Genomic DNA, 12,897 nt, shown 5'->3' on the forward strand with positions numbered 1-12,897 from the left:
CTGATGATAGGATCTTAAAAAATAATCCAAACGATAGAATCTTTACTCCTTTGATTTTACCGTAAAATGACGGTTCTTGGAGTCATTTATCTACTGTTTGGATTACTTTTTTATTTACTTATGTCTCCAGTACTACTGCAGACCGATCGCAATAGCAATCATGATGAAAATAGTTCCCAAAACAAACAGGAATCCTTGCATCTTGATTTGGAACCTTGCCCATTTTGCCCATTCGATCCGTGCAACACCTAACACACCAATCAAGCTAGCTGATACGGGCGTAAAAGCATCCATGAAACCAGAACCAAGCTGATAAGCAAGAACTGCTACTTGTCTAGATACACCTACTAAATCTGCCAATGGAGCCATAATCGGCATGGTCAAAGCTGCTTGTCCTGAATTTGATGTAACAACCAAGTTGAATAAACTTTGGAAGATATACATCGCCCAAGCGCCAATGACAGCTGGCACACCGGTCAATGCCGTCCCGATTCCATGCAAAATCGTATTCAAAGCTGAAGGAACAGACGCATCGGATCCACCTAAGACGAGAAGGATTCCTTTGGCCATCCCTACTACGATTGCTGTACCAGCTAAATCAGCTGCACCAGATTGGAAAGAAGAAGCGATGTCATTGACTTTCATTCCATCTAATTTGAAAAGAACAGCAATGATTCCGGCAACTAATCCCATCACAAAGAATTGAGAAGCGATTTCGGGGATGTAATAGCCTTTTTGAGTCACGCCCCAAACGATCCAAACAAGAACAGCTAACATCTCTACTAAAATCAGTTTATGCCCAAGCATGAATTTTTTATTTTCATCAGATGTCTTTTTGATATGAGAACGAAAATAATCATCTGATTTGTAAGTCAACGAACTTTCCGGTTTTTTACGGATTTTTTCTGCATATATCATCATATAGCCAGCTGCTAAGGCAGTAACAACTACCCACATAATCAATCGGAATGTCGCACCAGACAACACTGGGATTCCAGCAATCCCTTGAGCCACAGCTACGCTAAACGGGCTCATCCAAGAGGTCGCATTTCCGACTTGAGATGCGACATAAGTCACGGTTACTGCTACGATTGAGTCATATCCTAAGGCAATGACGAATGGAACCATCACCATTGAGAATGGAATCACCTCTTCTGCCATCCCAAATGTAGCGCCCCCGAATGAAAAAGCAAAGAATAATAGCGGTAAAGCTAAACGCTCCAGTCCCTTCGTTTTACTGATAAACGCATAGATTCCTGCATCAATCGCTCCGGTACGCATAATAATACCAAAAGCACCTCCGACAACAAGGATCAATGCAGCAATCCCTACAGCAGATCCATATTTATCTCCAGATACTAGACCTTCAAAAACAAAATTTAAGAAGCCAAAGCCACCAAAATCGTCTGTTCCCCATATTTTGGCTGTTTTATGCAATTTTTTAGAAGTATCATAGATATTTTCGCCATACTCATCGTAAAGAACATCATCTGTTAAGGAAATTTCATCTAGTTTTTCTTGCGTAAGATTTTTTTCTCCGTCAGCAATGACTTTTTCCAATCCTTTTTCAGGAACATCCAATTTTTCACGTTCTGCTGGATGGTCTTGCAGTTCTTCTAATTGATCAAATACATACGATTTATCCAGCTCGTAAGCATAACGGAAGGAATCTTGGCGTAAAACAGTACGAGTACTTGTTTCGCCATTCGCATCTTTATATTCAATGTCTTGCGTGCTGAACTTTCCTGCTGGTACGACAAAAGTCAGTATCCATGCAAAGATGACTACACCAAAAATAATGACATACGTATGCGGTGTCGATAATTTAGTGAAGTCACGTTTCGGTTTTCCTGAAGAATTTGTTTTCTTCAAATTTATTTCTTCCTTTCTTTTCTCAGTAATTTTGATGAATAAAAAATGGATAATCAAATGAATTATACAGTAAAAATGACATTTCCACATGAATAATTTATTAGAAAATCACTTTTTTCTATTTTGCTTTTTTTCTCATATATATGACTATTTTTTTCTTTTTCCATTTATATTAAGTATTTTATTTCTCTGTTTTTCCTTAAAATTCTTTTTTTATTTTTAGATTAGCGGAAATCCCGTCCTGATTTTTTCATTTTATAATCGTGAATAAATTGTATTTCATTGCAAAAAAGCAAAAAATAATAATAAATATCCATCTCATATCTTTCATTTTTTGTATATTTTCTTTCTATTAGAAAAAGGAATCTTCTTCGACAATTTTGTTATATCAGGTAAACTTCATTGCAATAATGATAACAAATGTACTATAATTACATTGTAAAGAGTTTTGGGGAAGACTCTTTCATCAACGTGTATTAAGAGACAAGAAAGAATCCATGCGGATTCTTTCTTGTCTCTTTTTCCGCTGTTTTTTTGTCTATCTAGCATTGCATATTTTTGTAGCTCTTTTTTTCTCATTGTGAAACAACTCATAAAAATAACGTACTTTCGAAAAAAAAGGCTGACATCTAGAGCTAAACAAACTTAAAATAACAAAAAAACAAAAGATGATTATTACTGTTTTTCTTGGAAAATCGTTTTCTTTGTTTCAAACACTCCATATTTACGTGGAACACCGTTTTTTTAAAGAAACTTTGGTCATTGTGTGGAAAACTATTTTCCTCTTGTTTCCTGAACTAGCTGTTTTGCTGTAAAATACAAAACCTGTTGAAGCAAAAAGATCGTTGCAAGAGAGGCTGTTCCACAGATTGCTGGATCTAAATTCGGCAAAGTCAAGACTGCATCATGCAGATTGGCATGGTTATCCAAAACTAAATCAGCAAATTCAAATAATCTCAAACCACTGCTATGCTGGGACTTGATGCTTCGTGACAAATCAAATCCAGTAACAATGATCAAAGGATGTCCATTTTCTTTGATCCATTGAGCCAACTCAATGATTGCTGGATTTCTTCCTTCATTCGAAAGAAGAAGAAAAATGTCTTCTGGTTTGACAGAAAGCTCATCAATAATCGCTTGTCCTGCCCCTTCTAGCGTTTCATAGACACCTCCGGCTGGGTTCTCAATCAATATACTTGGCACAAGGTCCGGTGTTTGATCCCAAAATTCAAATGCTACACCACTTAGTGTGCGACTAGCATATATCTGCAGTCTTCCGCCTTGATTGATTTGTTTCGCAATCCAAGTTCCTGCTTGAACCATCAACGGCTCTTCTATCCTTAATTTCTCTTCCAATTGGTAATAATAGTCAAAATAACATAAACTCATTTTTCTCTCCCGCCTAGCTATACTTGACATGAATAGAAACAGCTGCCTAATCTAAGGAAATACATAAAAAACAGAAGATAAACAGTAACACATGCGGTCTTTGCTGTTTCAAACGCAAAAAAGGTATTGAACGAATACGCCCAATACCTTGACATAGCAAATAAAACAACGTGCAGACCATAGAAAATCTCTACATAGGGGTAGAATTTTCCCCTTAGATTAGGTACAATAAATAAGGTCGATGCACTGCATTGACTATGGCAAAATGATCGGTCAGGGTGTATGAGTGTGACTGGTCATTCCCTGATTCTTAGCGCCAACTAAGGGTCAGGGAGCCTTTTTTTATTCAGCTGTTTCTATCTGAACTCATTGTAAGTAATCTCTTATTCAAGTGCAAGTACGAAAACACAAAAAAACATTGGTATGATTTTTTTACAAATAAATAACATAAAAAAAGGAATGACTTGTCCTTATGTAGCAAGCATTCCTTTTTGAAAAGATTCTTTTAAATAAGTAAAAAAAGTTTTTTTCACCAATTAAATAAATCTCTCAACTCAATATTTTATCCATTATTTTATCTTTTTTTGCGTATACATACTAAATATTACCGTCTTCTTCTCGCTCTTCTGCTTTGTTCCGGAGAATCTGTACTAGAAAAAGTAGCGGCATGTCTACCCTTTTTTCCGATTCGAGACTTTCTTTTCCTATAAGGAATATAAATGATCAGATACAATACAGCAAAAAATAAGGCAAATATGCAAGCTTCCCAACTACCTAACGCCAGTTCAATCATCAAGCTAGCAACTGCAACTGACGCTGCATACCAGATAAAAATCAGGAATCTTTCTTTTTTTCTGACCATTTTGAACATGATAAATAGACTAATGAGCAATAGTGGTAACACAAATACCCAATTACTTCCTTCCATCAGCCACTTGAGTATATCAAGTAGCGACTGCGCAACAGCGACTAATTTTCCCATAGTGGACACACACCTTTTTTATAATTAAAAAAATTCGCCTTTTTATTCTACTATGAATCTTCTGGATTGGCTTTCATTTCTCTTATGTAATCATTTTCTTTTATGTAACTTAAAAAAAAATTAAACCATTAGCAGAAAATTTTCTAAATATATTCACAAAAGTCTTTTTTTTATCTTTCATTTTTCCTCGTCTTCATTCACTTAGCGTCAAAAAATAAAAACGACAGTTGCGCAAATGACGCACAAGCTGCCGCTTTAATACCCATTTGATTTTTATTCTCAGCAGGTCACTTATTTCCAGTTAATTTTCTGTTCTTAGCTCTTTGCTCAACTGGATAATATAGGCGCTTAACGATGCACCGATTTCCGGATGACGAAGTCCATATTCAATATTTGTCTTCATATATCCTAGCTTATCGCCTACGTCGTATCTTTTTCCTTTAAATTCTCTCGCATAGACCGCTTCTGTTTGGTTAAGGGTCTGAAGTGCATCTGTTAGTTGTATCTCGTTCCCTGCTCCTGGTTCTTGAGTTGCTAATATCTCAAATATTTTGGGAGTCAGCAGATAACGTCCGATAATGGCTAAATTGCTTGGTGCTTTTCCAAGTTCAGGTTTTTCTACAAAACCATTTACTCTGCAACGTCCCTTTTCGTTATCCGCTTTAGGATCAATAATTCCATATTTAGAGGTTTCATTTTCTGGTACACGCATGACGGCAACAGCAGAAGATTGTGTTTCTTCATAATCCATCATCAATTGTTGAGTCAGTGGGATATCATCTTTCATCAAATCATCCCCGAGCATGACAACAAATGGTTCATTCCCTATGAATGCTTTTGCTTGAAGCACGGCATCCCCCAGTCCTCTTGGATGAGATTGACGGATGAAGTGAAGATTGACATGAGTCGTTTCTTCAACTAAAGCGAGTAGTTCTGTTTTTTCCTTTTCCCGCAAATTGTTTTCCAATTCGATATTTGCATCAAAATGATCTTCGATGGGTCTCTTTTCTTTTCCCGTTACGATCAAGATATCTTCGATTCCTGAATCCAATGCTTCTTCCACAATAAACTGGATCGTTGGCTTATCCACGATTGGAAGCATTTCTTTTGCCATGGCTTTTGTTGCCGGCAAAAAACGTGTTCCTAGCCCAGCGGCAGGAATAACTGCTTTTTTGACCTTCACTTGCTGTTCCTCCTAAACGACGCTTACCTGTTAATCATCTATTTAACGAAGAGAAAATTCATTCTCCATTTTTCCGTCACGTAGCATGATTTCTTTTGCTGCTTTTTTGATATCTTCTCCATTATACAAAACATTATAGATGGTTTGAGTAATTGGCATCTCAACACCTAGCTGTTGCGCTAGCTCGACTGCTGCTTTTGTCGTTGCCACACCTTCAACGACCATTCCCATGTTTTCCAAAACTTCTTCCAGTTTATGCCCTTGTCCTAATAAGTTACCGGCACGCCAATTACGGGAATGAACACTTGTACAAGTAACAATCAAGTCCCCAACGCCGCTCAAACCGATAAACGTCAGCGGATTGGCCCCCATTGCTACACCAAGACGGCTAATTTCTGCTAATCCGCGAGTCATGATTGCCGCTTTTGCATCGTCTCCGAACCCTAGCCCATGGATAGCACCGGCACCAATAGCAATGATATTTTTTAATGCTGCGCCAGTTTCTACACCAATCACATCATTATTTGTATAAATCCTGAAATAATCATTCATGAATAATTCTTGTACATAAGCAGCTGCTTTTTGATCAATACTTGCAGCTGTAATCGTTGTGATATCATGAACTGCTACTTCTTCCGCATGACTAGGGCCAGATAATACGACGATTGCCTGTCGTTTTTCTTCTGGAATTTCTTCAGCCAAAACTTCTGAGATCCGTTTATGCGTATCTTGTTCTAGGCCTTTACTTGCATGGATAATGACGGGCTTAGTATTCATTTTACCAATAAGTTCCTGGGCGACTGAACGGATTGCTTTTGTCGGAACGACAAACAAAATAGCATCTGCGTCATCCACTGCTTCTGCCAATTCTTTATATCCGATAATCGATTCTGGAATCGTCAAATTAGGTAAAAAATGTTGATTTGTATGATACGTATTGATTTCATCAATCTGTTCAGGTACATTTCCCCAAATCCGGACATCATGCCCGTTTTCTGCCAATGTCTGTGCTAAAGCAGTGCCCCATGATCCAGGACCAAGAACTGCGATTTTTTGTTTCATGGATATTCCTCCAAATAAATAATTAATAATTTCCATTATAGTATACATTTCTTAAAGTTTGGACTAATTTCCATTGTTTTTAAGTGTTTGTTTAATTCTTTTATCGACTTTCACTTGAAATAATCTATTTAATGTTGCAATAGCGTACATTTTAATTTTTTTCTTTTTACACTTGTTATACTTTATTTGTCACTAAGAGAAAGGAGGTTTGACTATGTTTCCATTACCATTACCATTGGGAGGCTGGGAAGTTTCTCCTAACAACCCTTAATTGAAGCTACATACAAGAAGAGGCTGGGACAGAAGCGTTTAACTCCAAGAAATAAAAAGGAGTTGCTTCTGCTTCCGCCGTTTATACGTGTTTAGAGCGTGAGACAAAAGTGTTCTTTACTTTTGTCTCACGCTCTTTGTTTAAGTCAATACATGGTAGAAATTTTGATAAAAGTCATATCCTCCTTATTCCGACACGCAGTTATACATCAGGCTTATCATCTCTTGATACACAGTGTTCAATCAGCTCACCCTCGATATTAGATTAAAAAACGGCAAAATATGAAAAACTATTTTGCCGTTTTATTTCTGTAATACTTAGGTCAAAGTATTGATTTCACAACCGCTTTATAAACGGTGTTACAGAAGTAGCTTCTATCACGACCTCATCATCAACTTATTTTTTGCCATAAAGAGAAGGCCGTATCTGGTGCCCAATGTGCAGCTGCAATATGCGCTTGCACGCAACGATATTGAATACCATTATATGTGACTATGTCTCCTACTTGATAAAAAGTACCGACCGTCCAAGAATTTCCTTGGCCGTTCTCGTCTAGGGTTCTTGCCGTAACAGACTGGCTTAGTAAAGAAGCGCCTGTCTGATTAACTGCACGAACTTGATAACGATATGCAGTAGAAGCTGTTAAGTTTTGATCTTCAAATACAGCGGTTTGTGAGGTAGCGATCTTCTTGCCATCTCTGTATATTTCATAATAAAGTACTTCTTCCAATAAGCTATTTTCCTGCCATACCAAATGAACTGTTGATTGTGTCACACTGTTGACGCTCAACCCGTTTGGTATAGAAGGTGCTGGTAAAGCTGCTGCTTCTTGAGTGCGAATGTTCAAATCATCAGAACGTGCAGAAATATTTCCTGATGTATCGACAGCTTCAATCGTATAAGAATAAGTCGTTTCTGGTTGTAAACCTGTATGTATATAATTCGTAGTGTTGCTTGTTCCTACTAATCGATTGTTTTCATAAATATTATAATGTGACACACGGACGTTATCTATTGATTCAGTCCAAGACAATGTGACCGTCGTACTTGTTGCTGTTCCTCTAAGATTGGTCGGTTTAGAAGGTTTCTCTGTATCTGGTTCTTGTTCCGTAAACAGATTTTGATAAGCTTTCGCAAATGATTCATTATAAGAAATACCAGCTGAGTTTACCCCTTCGTCCCAGTTCACGCTCCAAGTCATCAAACCTTTCAAAGGTGTACGTTCTTTTTCCATTTGTTCGAATACTTGATAGACAACGGATGGATCTTGCACATAACCGTTGGCTGCCGCATCGTTATTTGCTGGAATCCCCAAAGCCAGACGATCTGCTGGTATCCGAATGTATCCACTCTCTCCGTTATGCAAGGCTTTTGACATACCATATAAGAAATCATATTTTCGACTGTCATTGTTCTGAGCAATCCATTCGTCGCCCACGCTTAATCCGTCGCCCGCCTGATTATATAGTTGTGGTGCAATAAAATCATACTCATTTTCTAATGCAGTGATATATGGGACATAGCCTCCCGCTGTTCTCAAATAAGGGAATTCAGGTGCCATAGAAATAATAAAGTGTTTTCCTTGCTTTTTATAATGATCTCGTACGATTTTCAACGCTTCTGGGATCACTTGCTGGTTATCTCCTGCCGTAATGGCGCTTTGTTCTAAATCAATGTCTAAACCATCAAAACCATAAGTTTCTACCAACCGAATCACTTCATCTGCAAATGCTTGTTCTTGTCCTCTGTGCAATTCGATATGAGAATCAGCTCCGCCTAAAGAAATGATAACTGATCGTCCTTCTTCATTTAAGGTGGCCACTTTGCTTCTGAATTCTTCATCACTCATATTAAATGGCTCAAATGTAGGAATCCCTTCGCCTTTCATAAAAGATACTGCGATGACATTGTAAAACGGATTGATCTTTCCTAAGTCTGTCTCTGCTGGTTTCCCACCTCTATATCCCGCACCTTGCTCTGGTACCCAATTATGATAATATCCAACAGCAATTTGCTTTTCTGAGATATCCGGCATCAATGCCGCAGAATCTTGTGCAGCATATATAGTTTGTCCACCTCCAGCGAAACAGCCGATTGCTGCCAATGACAGCCAAAAAATTTTTTTCATTCATCATACCTCCTAATATTTGGTAACTATAGTTTATTTTAACAACGTCTGTTTTTCATTTTTTGTATGTTATTACAACATAAATAAAAATTGCTTTTAAAGCATGAGCACTTTTTATCAAAAATAGTACATAATTGACATTTTCGTCCTTAGATAACAGCCTTGTGTTATCTTATATTCATAAAAAACGTATGGAGGTAACTTACATGATAAAACATGCTTCTTTAATTCGAAAACTAAGAAAAGAACGTGGCCTGACACAAGCTCAATTAACAGAGGGGCTTTCTCAGCGAGGGACATTAGCTGCTTTTGAATCTAGAGGAACAAAAATCAGTTTTGAATTGTTAGTGGATTACCTTGAACGGATGAATGTTACACTTGAAGAATATCAATTTTTGCTGAACAACAATACTCTTACAGGTAAACAAAAACTTTCTAATTACCTGATCACAACAAAATATTTAACAAAAGAGCAAGAGAATGAACTACTAAAAGAATTTAAAAAAACTGGGAATATTTATTATCGCCTGCTATATACGCAACGTATACTAATTGATCAATATCTGGGAAACCGAAAGCTCACTCGTTCGGAAACTTTGACAGAAGTTTCTATTATCAAAAAGTACTTGGAAGGTATCGATACATGGGGACATTATGAACTTTCTATTTTTTCCAATTGTTTATTTATATTCGATGACGAGTATATTTATCATTCTTTTCAGCGTAGTGTCACAAAAATGAAAGCATATGTCGATACTGCTCATTATTCCGAATTATTATCAAATTTTCTTTTGAACGGTATACATCTATCTTTTCATCGTTCTTCTGTTTTTCTTAGAAAACTATTTTTAGGAGAATGGAAAAAAGTAAGTGACCGTTATAAACATACTTTAGACTTGGCCCGTTACCGATCATTCACTGCTTTAGCTCAATTAGCAGATGGCAATGAACGAGCACTAAAAGAAATTGACGAAGCAATCCATTTCTTTGAATGGCTAGGATTAGAGGAAGTGAAAGAAGAGATCATTGAATTGAGAGATTCTCTTTTGAAAAAAACTATACATAAAAATGATAAGGCTATTTATCAATAGTCATTCTTCTAGTTTTTTATTTTTGTTGCAATACCATACAAAAAAATAATATTTAAATAATACATTTTATACTATCTTACGAAAAGGAAACCTTTTCTTAAAATATTTTATCTAACTGGAGGAATTATCAAATGAAAAAAAGTACTTTATTGGGATTAGGAATGTTACTTGCTACAACAGGAATCGCCGCTTTGTCTTCTGTAGATGTCTCGGCTCATGGCTATGTTTCACAACCTATCAGCCGTGGCTATCAAGGTGCTCTAGATAGTAGGAATAATTGGCAAAGTGCTTTTGAAAAGTATGGTCGTATCATCAACGAACCACAATCTCTAGAGGCACCAAAAGGATTCCCTTCGGCTGGACCTGCAAATGGTCGGATTGCTTCTGCTAATGGTGCAGTAGGTGATTTTGTTTTGGATAAACAAACAGCTACGTTATGGACAAAAAACAACTTAACTACTGGGGCAAACCGATTCACTTGGCATTTCACAGCTGACCACGCAACGACGAAATGGCACTATTACATGACTAAAAATGGTTGGAATCCAAATGCCCCATTGAATAGAAATGACCTGGAATTCATTGGTGAAGTAAATAATCGTGGCAATATGTCTAATACTAATCCGACTCATACAATCAATATTCCTAGCAATCGTCTGGGGTATCATGTCATTTTAGCAGTTTGGGATGTAGCTGATACAAATAACGCATTTTATAATGTAATCGATGTCAATGTTCAAAATCGTAATGCATTAACTGACTTGGAAAACAACTAAAAAATAAAGGGAGCAGTTGTCGCTGCTCTCTTTATTTTTTATCTTCTTTTCATCCAATCGATCCTAATAATCAAACTGACGATAGTAGCGGCGTATCTCTAATGGATGACAATTCAGCTGTTCGACATGTGCATCGATACGCTGTGTCACTGCATGCATCAATAAGAAAGACAACACACGTCCGCGATATTTTTCGCTGATACCTTCTACTGGATAGTCTTTTGTATCTATCAATGTATAATTACTACAAATTTTTGGCAAAAGTTTAGCTACACGTTCAGATAACACTCTCTGTTCATCTTCGCCTAAAAATAAAGTGACTGGGGTCGTTTCTTCAACGATCTCTAACGTCCCGTGAAGAAACTCGGCAGCATGGATAGATTTCGATGGGAGCCAGCTTTGTTCTTCCCAATAACACATGGCATATGAATAAACAGCTCCCCATTGATTCCCAGCTCCGATAAAATAATGCATGCTATCACGTCGATGTTTTTCTGCAAATGATAAGCCAAATGCATCTGCTTTTTTCTCTGCTTCCACTAACCCTGTTGGCAAATACTGTTCGAGCTGTTCATAGTACTCTGAGTAATCTTCGAATTCCCCATGCAAATACATCAATCGATCTGCTACCATAAAAAATTTGATTTGTTCTGTTCCGGGAGCTGGATAAGTAACCACAAAATCGCATAGTTGAGACAACTTACTCTCTGCTTTATCGATAAATCCAATCAGTGTCGCTCCTATTTTCTTGATTTCTTCTACTGCTTTCACTACTTCTTGGGTTGTCCCAGTAACAGAGGACACGAAAACGATAGAATCTTTTGTTAATCTTTTGTTCCCAGTAGTGTAATATTCTGCAGCATGCTGTACAAAGACAGGCAAGTTGCTTTTCCCATTCATATAAGTGACAGCTTGCATCGAAGAAGCATATGTTCCACCAATTCCTAAATAATAGACAGCATCGAATTTTTCCGTATAAAGTTTATCGATGATTTTTTCTACTTGCGGACGTAAAGCTAGTGCACCTTTTATTGCTTTGATTTGTTCTTCTTCATTGAATTTCAACATGATTTCCACCTCTTATAATTTACTTTTCAAGACTGTATCAAAGTCTTCAAAGATCTTTTTGTTCAAGTCGATTCCTTTAGCTACTGCGGTTTTATAAGCGAATAGTTGAAATGGAATGACAAGTGGTAATATAGACAGATATTCATCACATTCTATTGCTAATCCAAGTGTTTTCTCGTTTCTTGCTTTTTTTGTGGTAATTGTGAGAGTCTCTCCAACATACTGACTCATATATCTCCGCAACTTTTGTGAACGTTCCTTATTTTCATTGTCCCCTTCAATAAAGAACAGCAAATGGGAAGCATCAGCCTCTAGATATGGGCCATGCATGTAAGCTTCTAACTCAAATCCTTGTGACGGGACACGGATTGTTTCCGTCAATTTCGTTTCTGCTTCTTTAGCTGTTCCCCAGTTTGGACCATAGCCAATAGTGATGAAGCGTTGTGTTAAACGAAACAAACTTTGATGCTCATCAAAAAATTCTTCCGTTTTTTGAATAATCACTGGTAAATGATCGATTATTTTTTGTAACTGTTGCATGTAGTTTTGTTCTATTTCTTTGCTGATATTATTTTTACTTATCCCAATTCCTAGCCCTAAGAGTAGTAACTGTAAGACAGTAGCAGAATAGCCTTTTGTAACGAAGCCAACTGTTTCTATCCCAGCACCTAAATCAATAATCTGTGTAGCTTCTAAAGCAAGTGGACTTTGTACGTCATTTGTGACAGCAATAATCGGTATTTCTTGTTTTTGGATCATTTTTACTGCTTCAACAGTAGAAGCACTTTTCCCACTTTGTGACACAGCAATCACAGTATCGATTGATGGAGAAAGTTTTCCATAATGAGCAAAATGAAAAGGTTCTTGAATATCGACGGTTAGCTCGCCATAAGATTCCAATGCCGGCTTCGCTGCTAAACAAGCGTTGTAAGAAGAACCCGTTGCTAGCATCAGCAGATTCGTTGTTTTTTTCATTTGTTTTCTTGTCGAAAAATCATTCTTTTTCAAGATCGTACTTAGTACTTCCTTTTCTTCATAAATATAATCTTGCATCGTAACCATTTTCTCTGCTCCT

Annotated in this window: 10 protein-coding genes; 2 read left to right on the forward strand and 8 right to left on the reverse strand. The window is 37.1% G+C overall.

The features are described from left to right. Positions 1 to 132: 132 nt before the first annotated feature. The 6 genes from yfcC to IGJ53_RS11090 all read right to left on the reverse strand — a co-directional run bounded on the left by yfcC (position 133) and on the right by IGJ53_RS11090 (position 8,887). Entirely contained in the window at positions 133 to 1,872 is a 1,740-nt protein-coding gene (yfcC, locus tag IGJ53_RS11065) for a putative basic amino acid antiporter YfcC (protein ID WP_002291032.1), read from the reverse strand. A gap of 774 nt (positions 1,873 to 2,646) precedes the next feature. Beyond that, the gene (locus IGJ53_RS11070) at positions 2,647 to 3,261 is read right to left on the reverse strand and encodes an SIS domain-containing protein (RefSeq protein ID WP_002291034.1); all 615 of its coding nucleotides are present in this window, start codon (positions 3,259 to 3,261) and stop codon (positions 2,647 to 2,649) included. 604 nt (positions 3,262 to 3,865) lie between these two features. After that, a complete protein-coding gene (locus IGJ53_RS11075; RefSeq protein ID WP_002291036.1) occupies positions 3,866 to 4,243 on the reverse strand; it encodes a hypothetical protein in 378 nt (125 codons plus the stop codon). A 301-nt stretch (positions 4,244 to 4,544) separates the two neighbouring features. After that, positions 4,545 to 5,426, reverse strand: a complete 882-nt coding sequence (gene galU / locus IGJ53_RS11080; RefSeq protein WP_259741926.1) for a UTP--glucose-1-phosphate uridylyltransferase GalU — start codon at positions 5,424 to 5,426, stop codon at positions 4,545 to 4,547. 42 nt (positions 5,427 to 5,468) lie between these two features. Then, a complete protein-coding gene (locus IGJ53_RS11085) occupies positions 5,469 to 6,488 on the reverse strand; it encodes an NAD(P)H-dependent glycerol-3-phosphate dehydrogenase (protein WP_259741925.1) in 1,020 nt (339 codons plus the stop codon). Between the two features lie 662 nt (positions 6,489 to 7,150). After that, positions 7,151 to 8,887 carry a fibronectin type III domain-containing protein gene (locus IGJ53_RS11090; RefSeq protein ID WP_259741924.1) on the reverse strand — a complete coding sequence of 579 codons (1,737 nt, stop codon included), beginning with the start codon at positions 8,885 to 8,887 and terminating at the stop codon, positions 7,151 to 7,153. Positions 8,888 to 9,093: 206 nt separating this feature from the next. Here IGJ53_RS11090 and IGJ53_RS11095 point away from each other — a divergent pair, with 206 nt between their 5' ends. Together IGJ53_RS11095 and IGJ53_RS11100 are read left to right on the forward strand one after the other, a co-directional pair. Beyond that, positions 9,094 to 9,978: a helix-turn-helix domain-containing protein gene (locus IGJ53_RS11095; RefSeq protein ID WP_010732988.1), complete on the forward strand. Its 885-nt coding sequence runs from the start codon at positions 9,094 to 9,096 to the stop codon at positions 9,976 to 9,978. 131 nt (positions 9,979 to 10,109) lie between these two features. Beyond that, a complete protein-coding gene (locus IGJ53_RS11100) occupies positions 10,110 to 10,754 on the forward strand; it encodes a lytic polysaccharide monooxygenase auxiliary activity family 9 protein (RefSeq protein ID WP_010732987.1) in 645 nt (214 codons plus the stop codon). A gap of 63 nt (positions 10,755 to 10,817) precedes the next feature. Here the strand turns inward: IGJ53_RS11100 and IGJ53_RS11105 are convergent, their stop codons facing one another. Both IGJ53_RS11105 and IGJ53_RS11110 read right to left on the reverse strand, forming a co-directional pair. Further along, positions 10,818 to 11,822: an SIS domain-containing protein gene (locus IGJ53_RS11105; protein ID WP_259741923.1), complete on the reverse strand. Its 1,005-nt coding sequence runs from the start codon at positions 11,820 to 11,822 to the stop codon at positions 10,818 to 10,820. 12 nt (positions 11,823 to 11,834) lie between these two features. Next, entirely contained in the window at positions 11,835 to 12,884 is a 1,050-nt protein-coding gene (locus IGJ53_RS11110) for an SIS domain-containing protein (RefSeq protein ID WP_002373908.1), read from the reverse strand. Between the last annotated feature and the right edge of the window lie 13 nt (positions 12,885 to 12,897).

It is taken from the genome of Enterococcus sp. DIV1283b, from assembly GCF_051710965.1.
GTDB lineage: Bacteria > Bacillota > Bacilli > Lactobacillales > Enterococcaceae > Enterococcus_B > Enterococcus_B lactis.